This window comes from Nonomuraea sp. NPDC050786, assembly GCF_040654115.1.
GTDB lineage: Bacteria > Actinomycetota > Actinomycetes > Streptosporangiales > Streptosporangiaceae > Nonomuraea.
The window spans coordinates 23,557-49,732 of record NZ_JBFAHJ010000019.1 but is presented as its reverse complement, the minus strand read 5'-3'; the positions used below and the strand labels follow the sequence as shown (position 1 = coordinate 49,732).

The 26,176-nt window shown below is 73.1% G+C and carries 23 protein-coding genes; 9 read left to right on the top strand and 14 right to left on the bottom strand.

The genetic code is table 11. The annotated features are described in order from the left end of the window. Positions 1 to 20: 20 nt before the first annotated feature. On the bottom strand, positions 21 to 689 hold the full coding sequence (locus tag AB0H84_RS30090; RefSeq protein WP_357611382.1) for a hypothetical protein: 669 nt from the start codon (positions 687 to 689) through the stop codon (positions 21 to 23). Between the two features lie 19 nt (positions 690 to 708). Here AB0H84_RS30090 and AB0H84_RS30085 point away from each other — a divergent pair, with 19 nt between their 5' ends. After that, positions 709 to 1,338, top strand: a complete 630-nt coding sequence (locus AB0H84_RS30085; protein ID WP_357611380.1) for a GNAT family N-acetyltransferase — start codon at positions 709 to 711, stop codon at positions 1,336 to 1,338. A gap of 13 nt (positions 1,339 to 1,351) precedes the next feature. Here the strand turns inward: AB0H84_RS30085 and AB0H84_RS30080 are convergent, their stop codons facing one another. After that, positions 1,352 to 2,047 carry a transcriptional regulator gene (locus AB0H84_RS30080; RefSeq protein WP_357611378.1) on the bottom strand — a complete coding sequence of 232 codons (696 nt, stop codon included), beginning with the start codon at positions 2,045 to 2,047 and terminating at the stop codon, positions 1,352 to 1,354. 109 nt (positions 2,048 to 2,156) lie between these two features. Between AB0H84_RS30080 and AB0H84_RS30075 the strand changes: the two genes are divergently transcribed. Genes AB0H84_RS30075 through AB0H84_RS30065 form a run of 3 tightly spaced genes read left to right on the top strand, consistent with a single transcriptional unit; the run spans position 2,157 to position 3,434 of the window. Next, positions 2,157 to 2,648 (top strand): DUF2231 domain-containing protein, encoded by a 492-nt coding sequence (locus AB0H84_RS30075; RefSeq protein ID WP_357611375.1) that lies wholly within the window; start codon positions 2,157 to 2,159, stop codon positions 2,646 to 2,648. A gap of 10 nt (positions 2,649 to 2,658) precedes the next feature. Then, positions 2,659 to 3,075 (top strand): hypothetical protein, encoded by a 417-nt coding sequence (locus AB0H84_RS30070; protein ID WP_357611372.1) that lies wholly within the window; start codon positions 2,659 to 2,661, stop codon positions 3,073 to 3,075. Between the two features lie 5 nt (positions 3,076 to 3,080). Beyond that, entirely contained in the window at positions 3,081 to 3,434 is a 354-nt protein-coding gene (locus tag AB0H84_RS30065) for an ArsC/Spx/MgsR family protein (protein WP_357611369.1), read from the top strand. Between the two features lie 28 nt (positions 3,435 to 3,462). Here AB0H84_RS30065 and AB0H84_RS30060 read toward each other — a convergent pair whose 3' ends face one another. Genes AB0H84_RS30060 through AB0H84_RS30050 form a run of 3 tightly spaced genes read right to left on the bottom strand, consistent with a single transcriptional unit; the run spans position 3,463 to position 7,589 of the window. After that, the gene (locus AB0H84_RS30060) at positions 3,463 to 6,222 is read right to left on the bottom strand and encodes an AAA family ATPase (RefSeq protein ID WP_357611367.1); all 2,760 of its coding nucleotides are present in this window, start codon (positions 6,220 to 6,222) and stop codon (positions 3,463 to 3,465) included. Then, positions 6,176 to 6,919, bottom strand: coding sequence for a cytochrome b/b6 domain-containing protein (locus AB0H84_RS30055; RefSeq protein WP_357611364.1), 744 nt, complete (start codon positions 6,917 to 6,919; stop codon positions 6,176 to 6,178). Before AB0H84_RS30055 ends, AB0H84_RS30060 begins: the two co-directional genes overlap by 47 nt. After that, positions 6,885 to 7,589, bottom strand: a complete 705-nt coding sequence (locus AB0H84_RS30050) for a molybdopterin-dependent oxidoreductase (protein ID WP_357611361.1) — start codon at positions 7,587 to 7,589, stop codon at positions 6,885 to 6,887. Before AB0H84_RS30050 ends, AB0H84_RS30055 begins: the two co-directional genes overlap by 35 nt. 150 nt (positions 7,590 to 7,739) lie before the next feature. Here AB0H84_RS30050 and AB0H84_RS30045 point away from each other — a divergent pair, with 150 nt between their 5' ends. Continuing rightward, on the top strand, positions 7,740 to 8,297 hold the full coding sequence (locus AB0H84_RS30045) for a CGNR zinc finger domain-containing protein (protein ID WP_357611358.1): 558 nt from the start codon (positions 7,740 to 7,742) through the stop codon (positions 8,295 to 8,297). Continuing rightward, positions 8,225 to 9,016, top strand: coding sequence for a helix-turn-helix transcriptional regulator (locus AB0H84_RS30040; RefSeq protein ID WP_357611355.1), 792 nt, complete (start codon positions 8,225 to 8,227; stop codon positions 9,014 to 9,016). Before AB0H84_RS30045 ends, AB0H84_RS30040 begins: the two co-directional genes overlap by 73 nt. On the opposite strand, the gene AB0H84_RS30035 is transcribed toward AB0H84_RS30040, so the two are convergent. Both AB0H84_RS30035 and AB0H84_RS30030 read right to left on the bottom strand, forming a co-directional pair. Beyond that, the gene (locus tag AB0H84_RS30035) at positions 8,984 to 9,646 is read right to left on the bottom strand and encodes a class I SAM-dependent methyltransferase (RefSeq protein ID WP_357611353.1); all 663 of its coding nucleotides are present in this window, start codon (positions 9,644 to 9,646) and stop codon (positions 8,984 to 8,986) included. The genes AB0H84_RS30040 and AB0H84_RS30035 overlap by 33 nt on opposite strands. Before the next feature lie 162 nt (positions 9,647 to 9,808). After that, positions 9,809 to 12,565, bottom strand: a complete 2,757-nt coding sequence (locus AB0H84_RS30030; protein ID WP_357611350.1) for a LuxR C-terminal-related transcriptional regulator — start codon at positions 12,563 to 12,565, stop codon at positions 9,809 to 9,811. 217 nt (positions 12,566 to 12,782) lie between these two features. Between AB0H84_RS30030 and AB0H84_RS30025 the strand changes: the two genes are divergently transcribed. Further along, on the top strand, positions 12,783 to 15,494 hold the full coding sequence (locus tag AB0H84_RS30025) for an AAA family ATPase (protein WP_357611347.1): 2,712 nt from the start codon (positions 12,783 to 12,785) through the stop codon (positions 15,492 to 15,494). Positions 15,495 to 15,523: 29 nt separating this feature from the next. On the opposite strand, the gene AB0H84_RS30020 is transcribed toward AB0H84_RS30025, so the two are convergent. From AB0H84_RS30020 to AB0H84_RS30005, 4 genes are all read right to left on the bottom strand, one after another. Further along, on the bottom strand, positions 15,524 to 16,000 hold the full coding sequence (locus AB0H84_RS30020; protein ID WP_357611345.1) for a hypothetical protein: 477 nt from the start codon (positions 15,998 to 16,000) through the stop codon (positions 15,524 to 15,526). Positions 16,001 to 16,157: 157 nt separating this feature from the next. Beyond that, positions 16,158 to 17,432, bottom strand: a complete 1,275-nt coding sequence (locus tag AB0H84_RS30015) for a HAMP domain-containing sensor histidine kinase (RefSeq protein WP_357611343.1) — start codon at positions 17,430 to 17,432, stop codon at positions 16,158 to 16,160. 1 nt (position 17,433) lies between these two features. Continuing rightward, entirely contained in the window at positions 17,434 to 18,147 is a 714-nt protein-coding gene (gene cseB, locus AB0H84_RS30010) for a two-component system response regulator CseB (RefSeq protein WP_357611340.1), read from the bottom strand. A gap of 82 nt (positions 18,148 to 18,229) precedes the next feature. Continuing rightward, positions 18,230 to 18,925, bottom strand: coding sequence for a BTAD domain-containing putative transcriptional regulator (locus AB0H84_RS30005; RefSeq protein ID WP_357611337.1), 696 nt, complete (start codon positions 18,923 to 18,925; stop codon positions 18,230 to 18,232). Between the two features lie 294 nt (positions 18,926 to 19,219). On the opposite strand from AB0H84_RS30005, the gene AB0H84_RS30000 reads away from it, so the two are divergent. After that, a complete protein-coding gene (locus tag AB0H84_RS30000; protein ID WP_357611334.1) occupies positions 19,220 to 21,682 on the top strand; it encodes a BTAD domain-containing putative transcriptional regulator in 2,463 nt (820 codons plus the stop codon). 10 nt (positions 21,683 to 21,692) lie between these two features. Here the strand turns inward: AB0H84_RS30000 and AB0H84_RS29995 are convergent, their stop codons facing one another. The 3 genes from AB0H84_RS29995 to AB0H84_RS29985 are packed head-to-tail and all read right to left on the bottom strand — an operon-like array spanning position 21,693 to position 25,002. Beyond that, the gene (locus AB0H84_RS29995) at positions 21,693 to 22,661 is read right to left on the bottom strand and encodes a lysylphosphatidylglycerol synthase domain-containing protein (protein ID WP_357611331.1); all 969 of its coding nucleotides are present in this window, start codon (positions 22,659 to 22,661) and stop codon (positions 21,693 to 21,695) included. Further along, positions 22,658 to 23,740 carry a glycosyltransferase family A protein gene (locus AB0H84_RS29990; protein WP_357611328.1) on the bottom strand — a complete coding sequence of 361 codons (1,083 nt, stop codon included), beginning with the start codon at positions 23,738 to 23,740 and terminating at the stop codon, positions 22,658 to 22,660. The genes AB0H84_RS29995 and AB0H84_RS29990 overlap by 4 nt, the downstream gene beginning before the upstream one ends. Positions 23,741 to 23,778: 38 nt before the next feature. Further along, on the bottom strand, positions 23,779 to 25,002 hold the full coding sequence (locus tag AB0H84_RS29985; RefSeq protein ID WP_357611326.1) for an endonuclease/exonuclease/phosphatase family protein: 1,224 nt from the start codon (positions 25,000 to 25,002) through the stop codon (positions 23,779 to 23,781). A 165-nt stretch (positions 25,003 to 25,167) separates the two neighbouring features. Between AB0H84_RS29985 and AB0H84_RS29980 the strand changes: the two genes are divergently transcribed. After that, positions 25,168 to 26,175, top strand: a complete 1,008-nt coding sequence (locus AB0H84_RS29980) for a glycosyltransferase (protein WP_357611323.1) — start codon at positions 25,168 to 25,170, stop codon at positions 26,173 to 26,175. Position 26,176 lies beyond the last annotated feature (1 nt).

The following is a 26,176-nucleotide window of genomic DNA, read 5'->3' as shown; positions in this document are numbered from 1 at the left end:
CCTGCCCCCGAGGTGATCGATCATTCGTCGCCGGCGTCGCGGGCGTCGAGCAGGTCCAGGTAGCCCTGCACGGCCTCCCACAGGTGATGCTCGGGATACCGGCTCAGGCTGCGATGCCGCCTGCGCCACTGGCGGTCCCAGTACGAGTCGCGTACGGCCCGCAGATGCTCCAGTGCGGCCTCCAGCTCCCCTGCGGCCGGTGCGCGCTCCTGGGGCTGGGGCGCCGTCCCGCGCAGCAGGTCGAAGCGGCGCTCGGCGAGCGCGTCGAGCACCCCCTTGTCCGGGCCGTCGAGAGACCAGAACCGGACCGGCTCATGGATGCGGTGGTTCGGCACGGGGTCCTGATGGGAGCGCCACCAGTACGCTATCCCGCCCTGGTCCAGCCGCAGGAAGTCGACCAGCCACGCGGTGCCCGGCGGATGCGTGCCCCAGCTCACCTCCTCCGGCGGGAGGTTCAGCACCAGGACGATCTCGAGGTGATCGATCGGGTCGGCTCCGGACAGCAGGTCGCCGAAGACGTGGGCCTCGCGCAGGAACGGCTGGTCGGCCGGCACCCGCCGGGTCTGCTCGCACGCCTGGGCGAGCTGCCGCAGCCGCTCCACCGCTCGCCGGTATCGCATGACTCCGCCGCCCTCCCCGCGCTGGACTCGGGACCAGCGTACGAGCTCGCCCTTGAGAAGCGGGTCCACGGGTGGCTACCGTTCCTCGGTGACCTCCCTGCGTGATGTCCTCACCGCCGCGGCCGCCGGGCAGCCACCCCGGCCGGGGGCCGGGCCCACCATCGTGCCGCAGCCGTCGGCGCGTGACGCGGGAGTGATCGCCTTCACCGCCCACAGCGTGATCTTCGCCGATCTCGACGAGGACTGGATCCGGTCCCGGCTCCCCGACGGCGACCTGTCGGCGCCGCTCAACCCGCCGTTCCTCAGAGAGCTGGAAGAGCGTCTGGGGCGCCGGGTCGGCGGCATCGACCTGCTCGCCCTTGCCGCCCCCTGCGCCGGTCGCCCGCCGATCGAGCTGGTCGAGGTCACGGACGCGGCCCATCCACGCGTCGAACGTGCCCGCCGCCACCGCGACGACGTACGCGTCTGGACGTGCTCCGGAGGGCTTCTGGTCATCGGGCGGGGCGTGGCCGGGCGATGGGAGGTCGCGATCGAGGTGGATCCCGGCGACCGGGGACGCGGGCTGGGCCGGACCCTCGCCCGCGCGGCCCGGCAGCTCACCGCGGACCCGCTCTGGGCCCAGATCGCCCCGGGCAACGCCGCGAGCGTGCGGGCCTTCCTCGCCGCGGGCTACGTCCCGATCGGCGCCGAAGCGCTCCTCGTCCCACCGCCGGCATGACCGGGGCCGGGCCCTACTCGTCCAGGGGGCGCGTCAGGCGGACGCAGCACTCCCCGGGCCGGGGGTCCAGGACCGCTTCGACGCCGGTCGCCTGGAGCCCGTCGAGGTAGCCCGCCAGGAAGCCGTGGTTCATGCCGCAGACCAGGTCGGGGGCCTTGGCGGCGAGCGGGTGGAACGGGCAGTTGCGCAGGCGGATGTCCGTGGGGCCGGTCCGGTAGGGCTCGAAGCCGTGCTGTTCGAGCAGGTGCTGGCAGAAGGTCAGGGCGCGCTCCGCGCCGAGCCTGCCCGGGCGGGACCGGTCGCGCTCGTCGCTGCCCAGGCGGTGCCCGCGCTGCCGGGCGGTCCTGATCGCCGCCTCACCGCCTGTCTCGCCCTCGCGCTGGGTCAGGACGGCGTCCAGGAAGAGGTCGGCGAGGAACGCGTGCCGGCGCTCCGGGATGGTGACCCGGATCTCGGCGTCGCCGGGAAGGTAGACCTTGGGCCGGCGGCCCACCTTGCGCACGCCCTCCGGAGCCGCGTAGTCGGCGCGCAGCAGCCCCGCCGCGACCAGCTTGTCCAGGTGGAACGCGGCCAGCTTGCGGGAGATGCCCACGCTGGCGGCGGCCTCGTCGCGGGTGACGGCACGGCCTGCCCGGCGGACGAAGTCGAACATCTCCCGGCGCGACTCCTCGCCCAGGACGCTGACGATCGCGACGTCGTTGGTGGTCACCCAGTCAAAATACCTCCAAAATCCACGGGCGATAACCGCTGGCTTGACGGCTCCGCACGAATAAGACCAACATTGATTAGCGAAACTCCGCTGGAGAGGGACAGTTGTCGTGGATGCTGCCAAGAAGCCGGTGAGCCCGGCGTTGGCCGGACCGTACGGGCACCCGTACCACCCGATCCTGGTCACCGTGCCCATCGGGGCCTGGGTGTCCAGCCTGGTGTTCGATATCGCCGCCCAGCTCGTACGCGATCCGGCCTCCCTGGTTCAGGGGGCGCGCTGGTTGATCGCCATCGGGGTGGTCGGCGCCGTGGCCGCGGCGTGCGTGGGCGCGCTCGACCTGTTCGCCATCCCCACCGGCACCCCTGCCTTCCGGACCGCCGTGCTCCACATGGGCCTGAACCTGCTGGTGACTCTCGCCTACGCCGCCAACTTCCTGTGGCGCTCCGATGACCGGCTGGAGCCGGGGATGCTCGCACTTAACGCCGCCAGCCTGGTCGTCCTCGCCGTGGCTGGGTATCTGGGCGGCAAGCTCGCCTTCCGTTACGGCGTCCGCGTGGTCGACGAGGACGCCCAGGCCGAAGGTTTCCGTCAAACGAAGTAAGAGGTGTTCCATGGAAATCGCCGCACTCGTCACGTGGGTCATCACCGCGCTGGGGGGCTTCTACATGCTCGCCGGCTGGCTGTCCCGGGGCGGCGCCAAGCAGGGGAGCGGCAGCCGCCTGCCGGTCCCGGTCATCTTCGGCCACTTCGCACTGGCCGCCGTCGGCCTCGTGGTGTGGATCGCCTACCTGATCACCGACAGCCACGCCCTGGCCTGGACCGCGCTGATCCTGCTGGTGCCGGTGGCCGCGCTCGGCTTCGCGATGCTGGCCCGCTGGCTCCCGACCCGGCGCGTACGCGCCACGGTCCCCGCAGGCCAGCAGTCGGCCCCGGCCGAGAGCAACTTCCCGGTGCCGGTGGTCGTGGCCCATGGCGTGCTCGCCGTCGTGACCGTGGTCCTGGTGCTGCTCACGGCCATCGCAGGCTGAGCCCGGTGGAGATCTGGATCAACCCCGCCTGCTCCAAGTGCCGGTCGGCGCTGTCGCTGCTGGACGGCGAGCAGGCGGAGTACACGGTGCGCCGTTACCTGGAAGACCCGCCGAGCGTCCTGGAGCTGGAGGAGGTGCTGCGGCGGCTGCGACTGGAGCCGTGGGACATCACCAGGCTCGGCGAGCCGGTCGCGGCCGAGCTGGGACTGGCAGAGTGGCCACGCGACCACGCCGACCGGGGCCGATGGATCCAGGCGCTGGCCGCGCACCCGATCCTCATCCAGCGTCCGATCATCACGGTCGACGACGACACAGCCGTCGTCGCCCGCTCACGCGAGGCCGTCCTCGGCGTCGTCTGACAGCCGGCCAGGCCCGGTGGCTCGCCGATCAAGGGCTCGCCAGCCGCCGGGCCAGCGCCACCCGGGAGCGCACGTCGTACTTGCTGAAGATGCGCGCCACGTGCGTCTCCACCGTCTTCTGGCTGACCTGGAGCCGCTCGGCCACCTCCCGGTTGGTCAGCCCCTGGCTGACGAGCTCGGCCACCTGGCGCTCCCGCGCCGTCAGCGTCGTCTCCCGCGCCGCCTGCCGCGGACCCCGGGCGGCGAGCCGGCGCTCCACCCGGGCCAGCTGGCCGGCGAGCCAGTCGGCCCCCGACTCCTTGTACGCGGCCTTGGCCCGGCCGATCTCGTCGTGGCACGACGCCACGTCCCCCATGCGGCTGTGGACGGTGGCGAGAAACTGATGGGCCAGGCCGCGTTCGACGACCGCGCCGCTCTCGGCGAACCGCTCGGTGGCGATCTGCGCGGCGGCCACGGCTCCGGCCAGGTCGTCCCGGCCGCTCAGCGCTCGGGCGCGGGCGTCGTACGCGATGCCGAGCTGGTACGGAAGGTCCCCGGCGGCCTCGACCGCGGCGGCCGACCGGGCGAGCGCGGCGCCGACGTCGCCGTCCGCCCCGGCCCTGATCGACTGCACGGCCAGGCGCTCCACGTCGGTGTCGCGGGTGAGGACCGACGGCAGCGGGTACCCGGGCTCGGCGCGGCCGGCCAGGCGGACCTGGGCCACGGCCACGTACGCCATCGCCTGCCACCACGCCGACCCGGGACGGTCGGCGGCGAGCCGGTCGGCGAGCGCCATGGCCGGCTGGACGCCGTCGCGCCACAGCACCGGCAGCAGCATGACGCATCGGGCCATGGCCAGCGTCTCGCTGCTCCGGATGTACTCCGAGGCCGCGGCGGCGTGCTCCGCGATCTCGATGGCCTCCGTCAGCCGCCCGGCCCTGGCCTTCAGCTGGGCCTGGCTGATCAGCAGGTACGGCATCGCGTAGCTGCGGCCGGACATCGTCGCCAGATCGATGCCCCTGGCCAGATGGCGTTCAGCGGCCGTGGGCCGCTGGAGGCAGATCTCGCTCCAGGACAGCGGCGCGACCAGCTCCACGTGCGGCACCAGCGTGGTGTCCGAGGCGCTGTCCATCAGCCACCCGGCCCGCTTGCTGTGCGCCCGCGCCGCCGCGAGGTCGCCGTCCTGCAGGCAGGCCAGGGCCTGGATGGCGTACGCCGCCGCGCCGAGCTCCGGATCGGCCGCCCACGACACCAGCCCCAGGGCTTCGCGCGCATGCAGCCGCGCCCCCTCGGGATCGGCCCGCAGCATCGCCACGGCGGCCAGCTCGAGCAGGAGCTGCGCGCGTACCCGCCGGTCCTGGCCCGCGCGGCGGATCTGCGCGCTCACCAGGGCCCGCGCCTCGTCCAGCCGGCCGAGCATGCGCGAGACCACGGAGGAGAACGCCACCGCCACCGAGGCCACCTCGTGCGGCAGGTGGATGACCTCGTGGAGGAGGCGCCGGCTCTCCGCCAGCGAGCCCATCACGCCGGTGCCCCGCGCCAGCCCGGTGAGCAGCTGGCCCCGATAGGGCACGAGGTCGTCGCGTTCGGGCAGCACGCGCAGGGCCTCGCGGAGCAGCCGCACTGCGGTGGCCGGCGCCGAGTTCAGGTACGCGATGCCGGCGTCGCCGAGCGTCCTGGCCGCCCGCTCGTCCCCGGGCTCCGCGCACCGCTCGGTGTGGTGGGCCAGCAGCGCCAGCGAACCGTCGGTGCGGCGCAGGTAGTCGGCCACCCGGGCATGGGCCGCGACCCGCCAGCCCGCCCCGGACGTGTCGTACGCGGCGGCGCGTACCAGGGGATGGCGGAACGCGAACCGCGCGCCCGCCAGCGTGCCGAGACCCTGACGGCACAGCTCGTCCACGGCGCTCGCGGCGGCCGGGGCGTCGAGCTCGGCGACGTGGGAGATGACGACGAGCGAGGCGAGCTCCCCGGCGACCGCCGCCGCGTGGGCCGCCCGCCGGGCGACCGGGGAGAGCCGGTCCAGCTCCCGCCGCAGCACCGCCAGCAGCGTCTGCTCCAGGGCGAGCGTCGCCCCCGGGCGGCCGTCGGCCAGCTCCGCCAGCGTCGTGTCGCCGGCATCGAGCAGCGCGCGCAGGAAGAGCGGGTTGCCGCCGCTCACCCGGTACATCAGCCGCCGGCGGCCCGCGTCCACGCCGGGCGGCACCAGCGCCGCCGCCGCGTCCTCGTCGAGCGGGCCCAGGCTCAGCCTGATCACCCGCGGATCCTGCCGGGCCACGGCGTCGTACACCGCCGGCGGGATCATGCTCGACCGGCAGGCGATCGCCAGCAGTAACCCGGCGGCCGGCGGGCGGCGCAGCAGGAACTCGGTCAGCTCCAGCGACGGCGCGTCCGCCCAGTGCAGGTCGTCGAGCGCCAGCACGGCGCCGTGGCCGTCGGCCACGTGGGCCAGGAGCGCTCGGATGCCGCGATAGGTGTGATAGCGATCCAGCTGGTCGGCCTCGCCCGCGGATAACAGGGTGCGCAGCGCCGCCTCCGCCAGAGTGCCCGGGGCGGCGTCGGAGAGCCGGGTGAAGGCGTCCACGTACATGCCGAACGGGACGAGCCGCTCGAACTCGGTCGCGCCGCCGGCGAGCACGGTGCGCCCGGCCGCCTGTGCGTGGTCGACCAGATACTCCAGCAGCCGGGTCTTGCCCACGCCCGGCTCGCCGTCGATGAGGACGAGGCGGTTGCCGTCGGCGATCGCCGCCTCGATCCTGGACATCTCACCAGCCCGCCCCACGAGCTCGGGCCACACCCTCGCCTCGGCCATCGCGTCCTCCGGTCACATCTGGGAGCCGGCCAGGACCAGTCCGATGATCGTACGGATCTCCGCCGATGTCCACGGAGCCCGCTACCCACCTGGAGTGATGCGTCTTCGCCCAGTCCAGTCGCACGAACCCGGTACGCATCCCGCGCCGCGCCTCCGGGTCCCGGTACGCCATCCGGACGTGCCCGAGCACGACGACGGCGATCGCCACGGCCGTCAGGTCGTGCACGAAGATCGCGCTCGTCCGGGAGATCGCCGGCAGCACCCCGGTGAACCACATCAGCAGCCCGGTGAACGTCATGACCGGCACGGCCCCGGAGATCCAGCCGGCGTAGATCTTCTGCCCGGCGTTGAACTTGCCGGCCGGGCGCGGGTCCGGCGCGCGCCTGCCTACCGCGCGCAGCCACTGCCGGTCGTACGGCGCCAGCCGGTTGAGCCTGCGCAGGTCGGCGCGGAACGCCCGCGAGGCGAGACCGAGGAGGACCGGCGCGGGCAGCAGCAGCCCCGACCATTCGTGGACGACGACCACCAGGTGGCGGCGGCCGACCAGCTGGGCCAGCGGCGGGAAGTACAGGCAGGCCGCCGCCCCGACGCAGAGCAGCATGAGCCCGGCCGTGGCCCGGTGGACCAGGCGCTCGGCCCGGCTGAAGCGCCGCAGCAAGGGCTCAGGCCGCCTGGTCGAGCCAGCCGTCGACGTCATAGCCGTACTCCTCCCAATAACCCGGGACGACCTGGTCGGTGACGGTGATGCCGGACAGCCACTTGGCGGACTTGTAGAAGTACATGGGAGCGACGTAGAGCCGTACGGGGCCGCCGTGGTCGTGGGTGATCGGCGCGTCCAGCATGTCCAGGGCCACCAGCACGTCGGGGCGGCGGGCCTGCTCGATCGTCAGGCTCTCGCTGTAGACGCCGTCGAAGCAGGTGAAGCGGATCGCCTTGCCCTCGGGTCGCACCCCTGCCAGGTCGAGGAGGTGCGAGAGCAGCACCCCCGCGAAGGGCGTGTGCGGGACCCGCCAGCCGTCGGTGCACCGCACGTCACCCACCACCCTGGTCTGCGGCAACGCGCGCAACGCGTCGAGCGTGTACGTCGCGGGGCGGTCCACGAGACCGTCGACTGTCAGCTCATAGTTGGTCCTGTCCTTGTGCGGTACCGAGGCCGCGACGCTGAAATAGCGGAAGCCGCCCGGGTTGGGTAGGAGCCCGCTCAGTCCGGTGGGATCGTTCTGCGAGGCGGAGCCGAGGACCTTCTCCCAAGCGCCCTGCACGTAGGGCGCCGCGACCAGGCCGGCGGCGCCCGCGGCCAGCATCGAGAGCATCATCCGCCGGCCGATGGGCGGGCCGCTGTCGGTTCCCTTTCGTGAATCAGTCACACCGCGATTCGAGCAGCCGGAACTCCCGGCAGCGCGCGACGACGGGGGTCTGTAAGACTTCCGTCAGGTTTGCATACGTAACCGGTTCAACAGGTGACGGTCGGTGTCGGACGTTTGCATCGATCCTCAGTCACCTGCCAAACTGGTGACGTGAAGCACGTGTTTCTGTGCGGCAATCCCGCGCTCGACCTCGCCTGCACGCTCCGTGCGCGCCGCACGGACCGCTTCGAGACGCTCGACGCCCCCGACCGGCTTGACGCCTGGTACGTGGAGTCCGGCCTCGTCGATGCCGTCTCCCCCTGCCAGGAGGCGGATCTGGCCCAGGCGGTGGCGGTACGCGAGGCCATCTACGTGCTGGTCACCGCCCGGCTCGCCGGTGACGGATACGACGGTGACGCGCTCGCCCTGGTCAACGAGACCGCGCGCAAGCCCCCGGCGGCGCCCCAGCTCACGGCCGAGGGCCGGTGGGTCGAGGCGACCCCGGCGCAGGCGCTCTCCACCGTGGCCCGGCACGCCGTCGAGCTGCTCAGCGGGCCCGAGGTGCCGCTGATGAAGGAGTGCGCCAATCCCGAGTGCACCAAGATCTTCATCGACCGGTCGCGGGGCGGGCGCCGGGAGTGGTGCGGCATGGAGTCGTGCGGCAACAAGATCAAGGCGGCGGCGTACCGGGCGCGCAAGAAGGAGGCCCAGGCGGCCGGCGCGCGGTGATGGCGGGCGGGTCTCAGGCAACGGTGGTAAAGCGCTTCGTCATCGGTGACGGGTACGCGTCGTACTGGGGGCCCTCCACGGACAACGTTCAGCACCGTCACGCCGCCTTCCAGGTGACCGTCGCCGTGGAGGGCGAAGTGGTCGTGACGGATGAGTCGGGAGCGGTTCGTCGCGGCGTGGCGCTGATCGTCCCTCCCATGGTGCGCCATCGCATGTCTGCCGCTCCGTACCTGCGTACATGGTTCATCGAACCGCAGTGTTCGTTCGCGGCCGGGCTGCGTGAACGCTGTGGCGCCGGGATCACCGCGGCCGCCGATCTGTACGGGCTCCGCGACGAGGACATCCGGTTCGCCGGTGCGCCAGAGCCGTCACGCACGCCCGACCCGCGGCTGATGGCGGCCATGGAGGCGCTGGCCCGCCGGGACATCCAGGTCACCGAGGCGGCCGCGCAGGCCGGGCTGTCCCCGCAGCGCCTGCGTGCGCTGGCCAGGCGGCAGCTCGGTATGCCGCTCGCGCGGTGGCGCATCTGGCAGCGCCTGACGCGCGCGGCCCTGGCGCTGATCGAGGGGCAGTCGATCGCCGAGGCGGCGGTCGCGGGCGGCTTCGCCGATCAGGCGCATTTCAACCGGCAGTTGCGCGAGATGATGGGGCTCACGCCGGCGACCGTACTGCCGATGTTGCGCTCGTCAGCCTCGCGAAGCGACGTAGACGGAGATTGAGCCGGTCGCCGTGGGCACGACCTCTGCCTCGCGTACGCCGCCGAACCCGGCCTCGCTCATCAGCCTGGGCAGCACGCCGTCCGCGTTGGGCTGAGTGTCGCGCACCCCGTCGGCCAGTTGCACGGTACGGAACGCCAGCCGCATCAGCGTGCTCCGCTGCAGGCCGTAATCGGCGATCACGAGCTTGCCGCCCGGCCGCAGTACGTCGTGCATCGAGGCGAGGATCGACCGCTTCATCGGGAGCGGGCACTGGTGGAGGACGAGGCTCGACACCGCCGTGTCGGCCGAGCCCGGCGCCAGGAGCCCGGTCAGCGCGTCGCCCATGCCGAGCAGCCACTGCGGGGCCGTCGCGTCGCCTCCGCCGGCGCCGACCTTACGCCGCGCCAGCGCCAGTGTTTCCGGGTCGGGGTCGATGCCGATGATCCGTGCCCGCGGTTCGAGGCGGTGGAGCAGCACCGCCAGTGAGCCGGTGCCGCAGCCGACGTCCACGACCGTGTCGTCGGGACGCGGCGCCACGTACATGGCCACCAGGCTGCGCCACAGCCGCTCGCGCGTCAGGGCGACCACCGGGTCGTACAGGCGGGTGAGTCCCAGGCGGCCCAGGGCCGGGGTGAAGGTTCGTTGAGACATGTACGCAGTCTCGATCGCGCGGTGCTCCGCGGTCTTGAACAGAACGCTCGGACTTCGAGGGGCCTTATGGTCCCCCGGCCGCCGTCGTCGAGCGGCTGCGGCAGGCCCTGCTCTCCGGCAATCCGGCAGGCCGGTGGGAACAGGAGCCGGCGACCGAGGTGATCATTGGCCGCCGGCCCTCCCCAGCGCGTCGCGCAGCGCGGCACGCGAGGTGACGCCCAGTTTCGGGAAGACGCGGTAGAGGTGGGAGCTGACGGTGCGCGGTGACAGGTGCATGCGCTCGCCGATCTCCTTGTTCGTCAGCCCGCTCGCGGCCAGCTCGGCGATGCGGCGTTCCTGCCAGGTCAGCGCGGTCAGGTACGACAGCGAGGCCCGTGCGGGCGCCCCCGAGGCGCGCAGCTCGGCCTGGGCGCGTTCGGCCCAGCCGGTGGCGCCGAGCCGGGCGAAGGACTCGGCGGCGCGGGCCAGGACGGGCCGTGCGGCCTTGGGCCCCTGGGTGTGCCTGAGCCGGACGCCGTGGGCCAGGCGGATGCGCGCCAGCTCGAACGGGAAGCCGTCCGCGGCAGGGTGGGCCTCGGCCAGGGCGTACATGTCCTCGGCCGCCTTGTCGTCGTCGGCCGTCATCGCCAGGGCGCCGTACGTGATGAGGGCCAGCCGGGGGGAGACGCCGGAAAGGCCGGCGTCGGAGGCGGCCTGGGCGTGGCGGCGGGCCTGCTCCAGGCGCCCGGTGCGGATGGCGGCCTCGACCAGGTCGAGCAGCGTGCGCGCGGCCTGATGGGCGCAGCGCTCGAACGATCCCGGCGGCGTGATGCCGATGGCGTACAGGTAGGCGGCTTCGTAGTCGCCCTCGCTGAGGGCCGCCGCCGTGCCGATGGCGTCGGCGATCTGGGTCAGGAAGCCCATGCCGCGCGGGCGGGCCCACGCGTCCAGGACGGCCTGCAGTTCCCGGGCCCGTTCGGCCTGGCCGCGCATGGCCGCCAGGAGCCCCAGGTAGGCGCGGGTGTGGTAGGCGAACAGCGCGTTCCCGTGGGACGTGGTCAGCTCCAGCGCGCGCTGTCCCGTCCGTTCGGCGTCGTCCCACTCGCCGGCGGCCAGCTGGTCGAGCATGATCAGGAGCAGCATGGTCATGCCGGTGGCCACGGCGCCGGTCTCCACCTCGCGGTCGACGGCCCGCTGCAGGTAGGGGCGGTACCGGCTCAGCGTGTCGACGTGGTAGGCGGCGACGGCCAGGCGTGAGACGTCCCACGGGTCCAGCTCCGAGACGCCGGCGAAGGCGTGCTCGACGCGCTCGTGCACGCCCGCGCCGTGACGCACGACGTCGCTCCACGCGTCGCGGTAGATCGCCGAGCGGGTGTCGATCCGCTGCCCCAGAGAGTCCATGAGCTGCCCGGTGCGCTCCCACAGTGCGGCGTCGCCGGCGTACTGGCTGATGGCCAGCAGCACGTTCACCAGCCGGTCGAGCGCCTCGGCGGGCTCGGGCCCGCCGTCCTCCCGCAGGCTCTCGATCGCCGCCGCGACCTGGCGATGCGCGGAGCGTACGTCGCCGTCCTCGTACAGGGCCACGTAGGCGGAGGTGACGACCGTGGCGGGGGACTCGCTCGCGCCCGGCGGCAGGTCCGAGCGGAGGAGTTGCTGCGCGTGGTCGAGGAGCGCGGCATGGCCGGCGATGAAGGCGGCGTCGCCGAGCCGCCTGGAGCGGTCGGCGGCGGTCTCGCTCAGCTCCGCCGCGCGGGTCAGCCAGGCCACGGCCGCCACCGCGCCGCCGCGCCGGGTCGCCGAGTCGGCCGCCGCCTCCAGGGCGGCCGCCACCTCCTCGTCGGGGTCCACGATCGAGGCCGCCAGGTGGCGGGCGCGCCGCTCGACGTCGTTGCGGTGCACCCGCGCGAGCTCGGCGTGTGCCGCGCGGCGCTGGTTCGGGGTGGCCAGCTGAACGACGGTGGCGCGGATCAGCGGGTGCCGGAAGACGAGGTCGCCGGTGGCGGAGTCGGTGTCCAGGAGGCCCGCCGCGACCGCTTCGTCGGCCTCGCGCATGCGGTAGCGGGCGCTGGAGGCGCGGTTGCCGCCCGGCCCTGCCCCTACGCCGTCGAGGGCGCCGCGCAGCAGTTCCTCGCGTACGGGACCGGGCAGGCGTTCGATGCGGATGCCGTAGACGTGCTGCAGACGGCGCGACAGCGGGATGTTGCCGAACCCGAGGAGCTCTTCGGCCGTACGGCCGGTGTGGCCGCCGTTCAGGTAGGCGGGCAGCTCCAGCAGCGCCAGCGGGTTGCCCATGGCGTGCTCCAGGACGATGCGGCGGGTCTGCGGGTCGAGCCCTGGGTGCCGCAGGTCCAGCAGCTGCCCGGCGGCCTCCTCCGGCAGTGCCGCCACGGGCAGCTCGGGCAGCGCGGCCGTGTCGAACCGCGAGGCGACGTCGGACCGTACGGCGATGAGCAGCTTCACGGAGCTGCCGGTGAGCCGGCGCCCCACGAACCCGCACACCTCGGCGCTGGAGGTGTCCATCCACTGGCCGTCGTCGAGCAGCAGGAGCAGCGGTCGCACCGCCGCCGCCGAGGACAGCAGGTCGAGTACGGCGATGCCCAGCGACATGACCGACGGCGCCTTGCCCGCGCGCAGCCCGAAGACCACGTCGAAGACGGCACGGTGGCCCTCGTCGAGCCCGGACGCCTGGGCCAGCAGCGGGTACAGCAGCTGGTGCAGGCCGGCGAAGGGCAGCTCCGCCTCCGCCTCGACCCCGGCGGCGCGGATCACCCGGTGGTTCTCCGGGGCCGCGAGGCCGGCCACGTGGTCGAGCAGGGCGCTCTTGCCGACCCCGGTCTCGCCCCTGAGGATGAGGGCCTGCCCCTCGGCGGCCGACACGAACGCGGACAGCTCCTCCCGGACGCCATCCCGGCCCACCATCGTCGAGACGAGCGACTCCACGCTTGCCTCACTCCTTCAGGGCAGTGGTCATGGGTCTCCTTCATGTACGGTGCGGCCGGGGCAGGCCCGGCCTCAGGCAGGCCGCTCCGATGCGACCCTAGGCGCCGCCTGCATGCGAACGGTTGACGACGCGTATACATGGACATGCCAGGGCAGTGCTGCTCAGCACGGGGCAGCGTGGACAGCCGAGGACACCGACGGGCAGGAGCGCCACACCATGCCGCTGTTCGGGCGGGAAGCCGAGCTGAAGGTCCTGGCCGGGCTCATCGACGGACCGGCCGACCGCAGCGGCGTTCTCATCCACGGGGAGGCCGGCATCGGCAAGTCCGCGCTCGTGGCGGAGGCCGTCTCCGCGGCGTCGGCCGCGGGCCTGCACGTGCTGATGACCACCGGCGTGGAGGCCGAGCAGAACCTCGCCTACGCCGGGTTGCACCAACTGCTGTACCCGGTCCGGGCCGGAGTTGACGCGCTGCCGGCCCCGCAGCGTGACGCCCTGCGCGGCGCCCTGGGTCTCGCCGACACCACCGGACCCAGCGCGTACCTCGTCGGCCTGGCCACGCTGAGCCTGCTGGCCGAGGCGGCCGCCGCCCGGCCGCTGCTGGTCGTCGCCGAGGACGTGCACTGGCTCGACCGCGCCAGCGCCGACGTCCTCGCCTTCGTGGCGCGCCGGATCGAGTCCGAGCCCATCGGCATGATCGCGACGCTCCGGGAGGGCGAGCGCTCGCCCCTGCAGGCCGCCGGACTGTCCCCGATGCCCGTCGACCGGCTCTCCGACGAGGTCGCCGCCGAGCTCCTGGACTCGAGCGCGCCCGGCCTCACCCCAGAGGTCCGGGCGCGGCTGCTGGAGGAGGCCGCGGGGAACCCGCTGGCGCTGACCGAACTGTCGGCGGCCATGGGAGACCCCGGTGGACCAGGTCCTGTGCTGCCGCTGACCGAGCGTCTTGAGCGCGCGTTCACCGCCCGGGCCGTCGCCCTGCCGGCGCCCGCTCGCACCGCCCTGCTGGTCGCGGCGCTCAACCAGAGCGATTCTGTCTCGGAGACGCTCGCGGCCACGGGCCTGATCCTGGGTTCGGCGGCCGAGCTGGAGACCCTCGCACCGGCCGTCGAGGCCCGGCTGATCGAGCTGGCCATCGGCACGGTGCGCTTCCGCCATCCCCTGATGCGATCGGCCATCCCGGCCGCGTCGACGATCGCCGAGCGCCGGCAGGCCCACCTGGCCCTCGCGAAGACGCTGTACGAGCACCCGGACCGGCGGGCGTGGCACCAGGCCGCCGCGACGTCGGGAGCCGACGAGGCGGTGGCGGCCGAGCTGGACCGCGCGGCCGACCGGGCCCGGCACCGGGGCGGGGTCGCCGCCGCGATCGCGGCGCTGGAGCAGGCGGCCCGGCTGAGCGAAGGGCAGGACAGGAAGGCGCTGAGGCTGCTGCGAGCGGCCGAGCTCGCGGTCGAATCCGGCAGCCGCGACACGGCCGAGCGCCTGGTACGCGACGCGCAGGCTCTCGAACTCTCGCCGCGCCGGCGTGCCACCGCCGCCTGGTTGCTCAGCGGCTTCGAGGACGGGGTGCGCGAGGATGTCTCCCGCGTGCCGGAGCTGGCCGAGCTGGCCGCGTCGGTGGCCGCCGACGGGCAGGTGGAGCCGGCTGTCCGGATTCTGCTGGGCGCCGCCATGCGCTGCTTCTGGTCCGAACCGGGCCCCGCCGCCCGCCGCTCGCTGCTGGACGTGGCCGACCGGCTGCCCGTTCCCGCCGGCGATCCGCGCATGGTCGCGATCGCCGCGTACGTCGCGCCGTTCGAGCGGGGCCACACCGTGATCGACGAGCTGCGCAGGCTGGCCGGAGCCGCCGGCGCGAACCCGGAGGTCGATCGCTACCTGGGCAGCGCGGCGCTGCAGGTCGGCGCGTTCGACCTGGCCGCCCGCTTCTCGGCGGCGGCCGCGCCCGGCCTGCGTGCCCAGGGCCGGCTCGGGCTGCTGCCCCGCGCGCTGGCCGTTCAGGCGTGGAGCCGGGCCCGGCTCGGCGACCTGGCCACGGCCGTGCCGGTCGCGGCGGAGGCCGCCGCGTTCGCCCGGGAGAGCGGCCAGCCGTTCATGTACGGGCTGGCCACGGCCGCCCAGGCGGAGATCGCCGCGCTGAGAGGCGACCACGGGCCGGCCCGGGCGCTCGCCGACGAGGCCGAACGGGTGGCGCTGCCCGCCGGGGCCCGGCCCGTCCTGGCCACCGTCCAGCTCGCGCGCGGGCTCGCGGCCCTGAGCGAGGGGCGCTTCGACGACGCGTTCGCCGCCCTGAGCCGGATGCTCGACCCCGCGGACCCCGCCTACCAGCTGGCCCTGCGCGCGTACTGCCTCGCGGAGCTCACCGAGGCCGCCGTGCGGGCCGGGCGGACCGACGCCATGCGGGACATCGTGCGCGACCTGGAGCCGGCGGCCTCGTCCACGCCGTCACCGGCGCTGCACATCGGGTTGCGTTACGCGCGCGCCGTGCTCGCCCCGAACGAGGAGGCGGAGGAGCGGTTCACGGCCGCGCTGCGCGCCGACCTGACCGGGTGGCCCGCCGAACGCGGACGCCTCCATCTGGCGTTCGGCGAATGGCTGCGGCGGCAGCGCCGGGCCGTCGAATCCCGGACGCACCTGCGTACGGCCAGGGAGACCTTCGACGCGCTCGGCATGGCCGCGTGGGGCGAACGCGCCCGGCAGGAGCTGCGCGGCGCCGGCGAGTCGAGCCCGAACCGGGGCGCGGACGCGCGGGAGAAGCTCACACCGCACGAGCTGAACATCGCGCAGCTGGCGGCCGAGGGGCTGACGAACCGGGAGATCGGGCAGCGGCTCTACCTCTCCCACCGCACCGTCGGCACCCACCTGCACCGGATCTTCCCCAAGCTGGGGGTGAGCTCCCGGGCCGAGCTCGCGCGGATGCTCAAGACCCTGACATAGCGGCGTGGTCAGGGCCGCTTACTTGCGCGTCATCGGCTGAGGCACGTCGTCAGACCGTCCTCCGAGACGCCTTCGGGCACCTCGATCTGGGGCGCCTGACCGGCGCCGGGGTCCTTGACCCGGTATCCGTGGTCGCGGAGGCACTGGAGCTGCTTGAGCTTCCGCTCCTCCGCGCCGGGCTTGGCGGGCCGGCCGTCGGAGGCCGCCGGCGGCTTGCCGATCTGCTTGAGGCAGGCGTCCTCCGCCACCTCGTACGCGTCCTGCCGGTCACCGAAGTCGATCTTGCCGGGCTCCTTCGGCAGCTCGAAGCCCTTGTCGCTCAGGCACGACCGGAACTTGAGCTCCCACTCGGTGTACTTCTGGCCGGCCGGGTCGGCGGAGGCCGGCGGGTTCTTCACGGCGCCGCTCGATGCGGCCGCGCTGCCGCAACCGGCCAGCAGGCCCGCGAGGCAGGCGAAGGCCGCGAGCGCGACGCCAGTACGAGGAACGTGGAGTGTGCGGGGCATGGCTCTCCTTCGTGGCGGTGATCGGGCGGGGGCGGGTGCTCCCGTCCCGAGAGGTCGGTACGCCGCAGCGGCGCACATCAGCCACGATGCGCGGTTCAGGCCTTCACCCGGTCGCGGTGGCGTATCCCCGGCCGCTCGGCCGCGCATCAGTTGTGTATCAGCGCTCCGGCCACCACGCGTCGGCGTCGCTCCGCAGGCGGAGCGTGGCCATCGCGCCGCCGTCCGGGGCGTTGGCGAAGGCGAGATCGGCACCGATCACCCCTGCCTGCCCGGCGGCGATGGCCAGGCCCAGGCCATGGCCGTGGCCGCGCTCGGCCCCACCCGTGCGGAACCGTTGCGGTCCCTCTGCCAGCAGCCCGTCCGGGAATCCGGAGCCGTGGTCGCGTACGACGACCGTCGTGCCGTCCACGGTGACCTCGACCGGAGCGCGCCCGTGGCGGTGGGCGTTGGTGACCAGGTTCGTGATGATCCGGTCGAGGCGGCGCGGATCGGTGTCGACGACCGGCTCACCGGTCACCGTCAGCCGGACCTGTAGCTTCGTCCGGGCCACGGACTCCTCGACGACCCGGCCCAGCGGGACCGGACGGCGGTCGGCCCGCTCCGCGCCCGCGTCCAGCCGGGATATCTCCAGCAGGTCCTCCACCAGCGCCCGCAGCACCCGCACCCGGTCACGTACGAGGTCGGTGGCTTCGCCCGGCGGCAGCAGCTCCGCCGAGACGACCAGTCCCATCAGCGGGGTGCGCAACTCGTGGGCCACGTCGGCGGTGAAGCGCTGCTCGCTGAGCAGCCGGTCTCGCAGGCTGTCGGCCATCGAGTCGATGGTGGCCGAGATCTCGGTGATCTCGTCGCCGCCTCGGCCGCCCATCATGCTCCTGGCCTCCAGATCGCCGTCCGCGATCCGCCGCGCGGTGCGGGCCACCCGCCTCAGCCGCCGGTTGGGCGCCTCGGCGGCCAGCGCGGCCAGAGGGACGACGACCGCGAGCACGGCCAGCGACGCCTTCACGATGTTCCGGTCCAGGGCCCGCAGGCCGCGGATCTCCGAGCCCATGTCGACCCGCACAGCCAGCACCTGGCCGTCGATCAGCTGGGCCGCCCACATCCAGGGAATGTCCGGACGGCGGTCGTCGTACCAGGTGCTGAACCGGCCTGTGCTCCTGGCCCGCTGGAGCAGCGCGGGCGGGGCCCCGGCGGACTGCGGCGCGTCGGCCGGTGCGGCACCCGTACGCCGGTAGCCGTCCACCACGGCCAGCAGCGCGCTGAAAGCCCGATCCCTGCCCAGGCTCATGGAACTGTCGAAGGTGCGCTGGTGGACCAGCACCCCGACGGCCAGCGCGACCGCGCAGCACGCCAGGGCCACGAGCGCGGCGATCTTCCAGCGCAGCGATCTCCAGTTGAGCGGCCCACGTGCCGCCCCGGCGATGGCCTGTCCCACTTCAGCGCCGCAGCTTGTAACCGAAGCCGCGCACCGTCTCGATCCGGTCGGCGCCGATCTTCTTGCGCAGCCGCTGCACACACAGGTCGACGACGCGGCTGTCCCCGTCCCAGCCGTAATCCCAGACGTTGCGCAGCAGTGTCTGCCGGTCCAGCACGATCCCCGGATTCGCCGCGAACTCCAGCAGCAGGCGCAGCTCGGTGGGAGCGAGCGCGACCGGCTCACCGGCGCGGCGCACCACCAGGCCCTGGGGATCGACGGTCAGGTCCCCGAAGACCAGGTCGCCGGCGCCGCCGTCGGCCGGCCCCGGCCCCGGCCCCGGGGCCTGGCCGGGGCTCGGGGCGAAGGAGGCGCGGCGCAGCAGGGAACGGATCCTGGCCACCAGCACGGAGGTGTCGACCGGCTTGACGACGTAGTCGTCGGCCCCCGCCTCCAGCCCCGACACCACGTCCAGGGCGTCGCCACGTGCGGACATCATCAGGATCGGCACCAGGCTCCACTCCCTGACCTGCCGGCACAGCCCGATGCCGTCCAGCCCCGGCAGCATCACGTCCAGCAGGAGCACGTCGTGCCGCTGCTCCCGGAACAGTTCGAGACCGGTCAGGCCGTCGCCGGCGGTGCTCACGTGATAGCCGTAGCGCTCCAGCACCATCCCGACCGACCTGCGGATCACCTCGTCGTCCTCGACGAGGAGTACGGTCACCGAAGCCGACATTGCCCCCCAAAAAAGCTGGCGTACAGCGACAAAGCGTTACAAGGATGCACTCCGCGGGCATCCGCCACACATCGGCCAGGTATCAGCCAGGAATCAACGGCCCGGGTGCGGCGCCGGCCGTCGTCCTGATCCGGGCGTACATCCGGCGCAGGCCGGGACCGGGCTCCAGGCCCAGATCGTCGTCCAGCAGCCGGGTGATCCGCCGGTAGGCCGACAGGGCCTCCTCGCGGCGGCCGTCGATGTCGAGGGCCCACATCAGCAGCTCCCACAACCGCTCGCGATAGGGCTCCGCCGCCGTCGCGAGCGCCAGTTCGGCGCTCGCCTCGCCACAGTCGCCCTGTTCGATGTCGAGCGCCCAGCGCTCCTCCACGGCCGACGCGCGCAGCTGCTCGAGCCAGGCGCGGCGGCCCGCGAAGAAGGCTCCGCCCAATCCGTCGAGCGCAGGTCCACGCCACAGCGCCAGCGCGCCGCGCAGCAGCCGGGAGGCCTCCGCGAGCTCTCCTCGCTCGCGGGCCGCCCGGGCGGCGGCAGTGGCCTGCCGGAACACCGTCACATCGACTGCCTCAGGGGCCACGACCAGCTGGTAGCCGCCGCCCGCCGACCTGATCCCGGCCCCGACGCCCGGCGCGGCGCCGTCGGCCAGTATCCGGCGCAGGCGGGAGACGTAGGTGCGGGTGCTCACGACGGCGCTGCGCGGCGCCTCGCTACCCCACAGCGCGGCCACGATCTCGTCGAGCGGGACCTGACGCCCCTCGCTCAGCAGCAGCACGGCCAGCACCCCACGCTGCTGCGGAGAGCCGGTCCCCAGCTCCTTCCCGCGGCTCCAGACCCTTGTCGGACCCAGTAAGCCAAAGCTCAGCCCAGCCATCGAGGCTCCCCCCTCCCGCGTAGCGCGGCCGTCAACGACGCACTGACAGACCCTACTGACGCCGCGTCGAGCCTGATGACGCATGGCCCGGCTCGTCAGAAATCGGTAATTTCTCCGTCAGCCGCGCCCGACCCCTGGGTGACGTACACAGACAGCGTCACGTGACGCTCGCGAAGGCGACGCGGGCGAAATTACCGTTCCGGCGTGGTCTCGGCTCCGTGCAGGTTCACCGTCCTTGGACCGCCGGGCCTCACGTGCGGTGACACCCGGCTGGATCTCGGCACGCCGCAGCAGCAGGCCGTCCTCATGCTGCTGCTGGCCAACAGCGGCAGTTACGTGCGGATGGACGAGCTGGTCGACGGCCTGTGGGGCGAGCACGCGCCGGCCAGCGGCGGAGCCGTCATCCGGACCTACATCTCCCGCATCCGGCGGCTGCTGTCCGAACACGGACCGGGCTCGGCGATCACCTCCCAGGCCGGGGGCTACATGCTCGACCCGTCGCTGTTCGAGCTGGACGCTACCGAGTTCGCCGAGATGGTGGAGGCCGCCAGGCAGGAGCGCGCGGGCGGGCACATCCCGGCGGCCGCCAAGCTGCTGGAGCAGGCGCTCGCCCTCTGGACGGGCACGGCGCTGGCAGGGGTCCCGGGCGAGGCCGCCGAACGCGAGCGGTTCCGGCTGGAACGACTGAAGCTGATCGCCACCCAGGAGTTGCTGCGGCTCCGCCTGGAGCTGGGGGAGCACGCCGAGGTGGTGGCCGAGGTCCCGCTGCTCATCGAGCTGCACCGGCTCGAGGAGCCGTTGTACGAGATCTACCTCCTCGCCCTCTACCGCAGCGGCAGGCGGGCGGAGGCGCTCGAGGTCTACCGGACGGCCTACGACCTGCTGGGCAAGGAGCTGGGCGTCAGCCCCGGGCCGCGGCTGCAGGAGATCCACGACAGGATCCTGCGGGCCGACGCGGATCTCGACGGCGAGTTCGCCCCTGCCCCATGGGCCGAGCGCCCCGCCGCTCACTCGCGTACACGCCCTCCCGACCGGCAGTTCGTCGGCAGGGACGCCGAACGCGCCGCCTTCCAGGACCTGCTGAAGAAGGGCCGTGGCGAACGCCCGGAGCTCCTCTTCGTCCGCGGACCCGCCGGCATCGGCAAGTCGACGCTGCTGCGCAGGCTCGCCGACGACGCCGCTGCCGCGGGCCGGCGGGTATGGCACCTCCACGGCTCGGCGCCCGCGGAGGCGCGCGAACGCCTCGAGCGATTCGCGGAGGAGCTCTCCGGCGTGCCCGGCCCGGTGCTCCTCATCGACTCCTTCGAGGAGCTGGGAGAGCTCGAACGGTGGCTGCGCGAGGAGTATCTGCGGCAGCTGCCCGGCGGCGCGATCACCGTGGTGGCGGGCCGGACCGGGCCGAGTGCCGCCTGGCTCACCGACCCGGTCTGGTCCGGGGCGATCGTGATCAGGCGCCTCGACGCCCTCACCGCCGCGGAGTCCGCCGCGCTGGTCGAAGCCCGCGGCGTCGACCCCGCCCTCCGGAGGTCCATCGTGGACTTCGCGGCCGGCAACCCCTTCGCCCTGTCGCTCGCCGCGGAGGTCGGCAGGAGCATGTCGGCCACGGGACAGCCGTCGCGCCGTGACGCCGTACGCGACGTCGTCGACAACGTGCTCGCCCGCCTGGCCGGCAGCGTGCCGACGGACCTGCACCGGTGGGCGCTGCACGTGTGCGCGCACGCCCGCCACACCACCGAGGACCTCCTCCACGCCGTGCTGCCGGACGGCCGGGCCGCGGAGCTGTTCGACTGGCTCCGGGCGCAACCGTATGTCGAGACCGCCGCCCACGGCCTGGACGTCAACGGCGTGCTGCGCGAAGCCCTCGACCACCACCTGCGGTGGCGGGACCCCGTCGGCTACGAGCGGATGCACCGGCGGATCCGCCATTACGTCATGGACGTGCTCCTGCGCGAGGCCCGCGACCCGCACGCGAGCGTGGCGGCCGTGCGGACGCTCGGCCATCTGCGCCGGCGCGGCGGGGTCATGCCCCGGTACGTCTCGCGGGCGGGCGAGGAGGACCTGCGGTCCTCCATGGTGACCCCCGCCGGCCACGACGAGCTCGTGACCATGGCGCGCGAGAGCCACGGCGAGCCGGCGGCGGCGTCCGTACGGTTCTGGCTGGGCCGCCAGCCGGGAGCGTTCTCCCTGCTCCGGTGCCGCGAGAGCAACCGCCTGCGCGCGTTCATGAGCTGGCTGACCCTGCGCACGCCGGAGCCTGCGGCGCTGGAGGCCGACCCGGTCGTGGCGGAGATCTGGCAGGACGTGAGCCGGCGCGTGGCGGTGCCCCCAGGGGCGCACGTCGCGGTCGCGCGGCATCTGGTCCGCCCGGACGTCGAGGCCATGCCGTCTCCCGTCACGGACGTGTTCCAGGCGCGGATGATGCGCGGCTGGCTGCACGAACCGGGGCTGGCGGCCTCGTACGTGGTCGTCCCGGACGGGGGGTCGTGGCGGCCGTTGATGGAGTATCTGGGCCATGACGAGGTGGAGGGCGTGCGCGCGGACCGTCCGTACGCGATCTTCGGTCACGACTGGCTGGCGGACCCGCCGGCGGAATGGCGGGACCGCCACCTGGACGAGGAGCTGTGGGCGGAACGGCACCTGAGCCTGTTCCGCCGCCAGGAGGCATGAGCCCGCCACCTCACTGCTGCTCGCCCAAGGCCGTCCGTCCGCGGCGGATGAGGTACTCGGCGGTCGCGAGGGCGGCCGCGCCGAGCAGGACCTCGCTGATGGTGGAGATCAGGCGGCTGGCCAGGGCCACCGCCGCGGCGGCCGGGGCGGGCAGCACCACGGTCAGCGCGGCCGTCAGCACCGCCTCGCGGACGCCGATGCCGTCGGGGATGAACACGCTCGCGATGCCGATCGTCGTGGCGAGCGTGAACGCGCCGACGCACAGCGCCAGGGAGCGTGACGGGGACGCCCCCATCGCGATGGCCAGGGGCCACAGGTGCAGTCCGGTGACCACCCACGACAGGCTCTGCCAGGCGACCGCGAGCCGTACTCCCCGGACCGACGCGGCCTTGGCCGCCGCAGGGCGGCGCAGCAGCCGCAGCAGCAGCCCGGAGCCCTGGTTGACGATCTGCGGGCGCACCAGGACGAGCAGGACCAGCACGGCGGCCCCGGCCAGCCAGACCGCCCGGGCCCCCAGCATCTGCACGCCCGCGAGCAGCCCGACCGTGAACCCGCTCAGCAGCACCAGGCTCATGACGAGCGCCGCCACGCTGATCAGCCTGCCGAAGGTGACGCCGTTGGCCGTGGCCACCTTCGTGACGGCGAACATGCCGGGCACCCGTCCTGGCAGGTACTTGGAGAGGAAGCCGACGAAGAAGATCCGTACCACCCGCGGCTCGCTGACAGGGGGACCGGTCTCCAGCAGCACGACGCGCCAGGCGAGGAAGCCGAACGCCAGTCCCGCCATGCTCGCCAGCAGCGCGCCGCCCAGCAGGAGGCTGATCTGCCCGGCGTCGCGCCGGGTGAACAGGACCGCGACCACGCCCCAGTCCAGCCGGGAGAGCGTCAGCGCGATCGCGCCCACGACGGCGAGGGCGAACGCGGCGACCAGCGCCCGCTTCAGCGGGGGCGGCAGCCGGGGAAGCTTGATCGCTCTCACTCGCGCGTCCCGGCCGACGGCACGGGGGACAGGCCGGGCCTGACCGGTTCGCCCTGCCGGCGGCCCAGCTCGTAGGCGACACGCAGCAGCCCCACGCAGGCGCCGAGGAAGAAGGCCGTGTGGAAGCAGAGCTGCATCCAGCTCACCCACAGCGCGAAACGGACGCCTCGATACCGGCGGGCGAACCCGATGAACCGGCGGTTCATCCCGAGGAACACCCCGAGCGTCGCCGCCGGCACGGCCAGCAGCCAGGGGCTGACGAGCGCGAGCGGCAGGGTGAGGAAGGTGGCCGTCGCCGAAGCGGAGGAGACCCTTGGTGGTTTGCGACGTTTGTGCTGCCCTGTCCCGATCATGTTGAGCTGGAAGCCCACCTTGCCCTCATCGCGCAGCCGCCGCGCCCTGACCATGATCACCGGCAGCGTGGTGGACCGGACGAACCGCTCCGCCAGACACCCCCAGAACCGGTCCTCGTCGTCGGCCCTGGTGACCACGGAGGTGGTCACCACCAGCCGGTAGCGGGCCGGGACGCGCGTGCCGAACTCGAAGTCCTCGCCGTCGCGCAGCCGCTCGTCCAGCCGTCCCGTCTCCTCGAAGACGTGGCGCGGGATCAGGGTGCACGACAGGAACGTCGCCGTGGTCTGGCTGCGCTCGTAGTGCTCGCACAGCACCCGGTAGCGTTCGACCGGGCCGTCGTCGTACAGCGGCTCGGCGTCGTAGATGCCCTGCACCATGCCGCACTCCGGCGTCTCCCGGTACGCCTTGACCGCGTTGTGGATCGCATCCGGCGCGAGCGCCGTGTCGGAGTCGACGAAGAAGAGCAGCGGAGCCGAACTGCTCGCCACCCCGAGGTTGCGGGCCCCCGCCGGCCCCTGGTTGCGCGGCGACTCGACGATCGTGCAGGGGAACTCCCGCGCTATCTCGAGCGAGCCGTCGGTGCTGACGTCGTCGACGACGATGACCTCGGCCGGGCGGTAGGTCTGCGCGTACACCGACTCCAGGCAGGCCCGCAGGGTCTTCCTCTTGTTGTAGTTCGGCACGATGACCGCGACATCACCACGCCAGGCGATCTCGTCAGGCATGTCGGTTCCCTTCGTCGATCAGGTCTGGCCCGCGCCGGTCAGGACACCGACATGACCATGCGCTGGGCCCGATGGTCGGACAACCCCTCGGAGCCGGGCAGCTCGTACCTGTGCACCGTCACGTCGGGGGTGGTGTACAGCCAGTCGATCCGCCACAGCTCGGCGGTCCCGGCCAGGTAGGTCGCCGGATAGAGGGACGAGAGCGCGGGCGTCCGGTCCACCAGCCGCTCGGGGAGCAGGCGGCGGATGCCCATCGCCGGGGAGGTGTTGAAGTCGCCGGCGAGCACCGCGGGATTCGGGTTGGCCGCGATGTCCGCGCTGATGGCCCGGTAACTCGCCTCCCGCCGGAGGGTCCGGCTGAAGTTGATGTCGCGGGACTCGGCGCTGTACAGCCGCCATTCGAGCGGGGGCTGGGAGATCTGCGCGTCGTAGAAGGAGACGACCTTGCCGTTCACGTCGATGTCGGTGCGCAGCGTCTCGACCGTGTAGCCCTCCTGCCAGTCCCGCAGCGCCTCGGGGATGGGCTTCTGGTCGGCCGGCAGCCACGGGCGCATGTCCAGGCCGCGGTGCGCGACGATCGGGAAGCGCGAGAGCGTGATCTGCTCGCCGGACACCGCGATGTGGTAGCCGGGGAACTCGCGGCGCAGCTCCGCCAGCTTGTCGATGCGCATCGCCAGGTCGGCCGTCCAGCGCTGCGAGCGCATGTCACCCGCCCGGGTGTCCACGTACAGGTACTCCATCAGCAGGTAGACGTCGGCGTTCAGCTTGTGCAGGTAGGCGTAGAACCCGGGCGAATACCGGTCGCCCTCGGCGGTGCGCCAGTCCTGGTCCCAGAACTCGGTGTTCCAGGCGGCCACGGTGATGGCTCCAGAGGGTGCCGGGGGCGGCGTGTACCAGAGGGTGGCGTAGTTGACCCCACTCCGCCCGGCGCCCAGCACCGCGGTGACCAGCAGCAGTGACATGATCCGCCAGCGGACCGGTCGGGCCAGCGGCGCCACGGCCATCAGCAGCGCGGGGACCACCAGGAACAGCAGCGGCGGGATCAGCTCGAGCGGCGCCCACAGGGAGGTGCGCCCGCTCGCCAGCAGGTGGCAGAGCACGAAGAGCAGCCACGCCACCGAGGCGGTCACGACCAGCTTGGTGCCCCAGCACCAGCGCCGCCGCGGGCGGACGAAACGCCGGACGCGCGTCGCCCAGTCCGTCTCGGGCTGGGGCGGCGCGGTGGTGAGCTGTTCCTCGATCGCTGCGTCCCGATCGCTCATCAACACCATCCTCGGTGGGTGTGCCGGCATCGAACGTACTCAGGAGTCCTTGTCGCATCCTTGTCAGCGACCGTCGCCAGAAGGGCGCGACAAGAATGGGACAAGCCGCCGTGTCTAGCGTGAACCGAACATTCGGAAAACGAGCTCTAGCTGATGGAGCACATCATGAGTCCGGAGCACCCGCTAGTCTCGGTCATCATCCCCAGCTACAACCGGTCCGACGTGTTACGACTCTGCCTGGATGCGGTGAAAGAGCAGACCTATCCGCACATCGAGGTCATCGTGGTGGATGACTGCGGCACCGAGGACGCGGCGCTGGTGGCCGCGTCGAAGGGCGCCAAGGTGGTGCGCACCCGGGTCAACGGCGGCCCGACCCCCGCACGCAACCTCGGCGCCGAGCACGCCACAGGGGAGATCCTCTTCTTTCTCGACGCCGACATCGCCCTCGACCCGGACGCCGTGGAGAACGCGGTGCGGATCCTGGGGTCCAACCCGGAGATCGGCGCCCTGGGCGGCATCCTGCGGCCCGAGTCGCTGATGTCCCAGAGCCTGGCCGCCCAGTATCGCGCCGTGCAGATGCACCGGTGGTGGATGCCGGCCCACCGGCCGACCCTGGAGCTGCACGCGGCCGTGCTCGCCGTCCCGGCCAAGGTGTTCGCCGAGGTCGGCCCCTTCGATCCGCGGCTGCGCGAGACCGTCTCCTCCGACTACCGCATCCGCGTGACGCGCTCCTACGGCGTGAAGCTGAGCGACGCGATACGCGGCCGCAAGGACCACGACGCCACCCTGCGGACGATCCTGCGCAAGGTGTACCGCCGCGCGCGGATCAGCGCGATGGACTGGCGCAAGGGAGAGACGCCAGGAGACTCCGTGCCCCGCGCGATCGGCGGCGTCCTGCTGCTCGCCGCGGTCCCGGCGCTCGCCCTGCCCATGGTGGCGGGCCGCCGCGGCGCACTCGTCCCGGCGGCGCTCGTCGCCGCCGCCATAGCCCTGGACGCCGAGACCCACCGCTTCGCCTACGCCCAGCGGGGCGTGCCGTTCGGCGTCTACTTCTCCGGCGTCCACCTCGCCGTCACCTTCACCGGCGCCCTCGGCGGAGCGATGGGCGTCCTGCGCCGTTTCGTGCTCTCCCGCCTGGAGAGTCCCGCCCCGATCTTCACGGCCCAGGACTGAC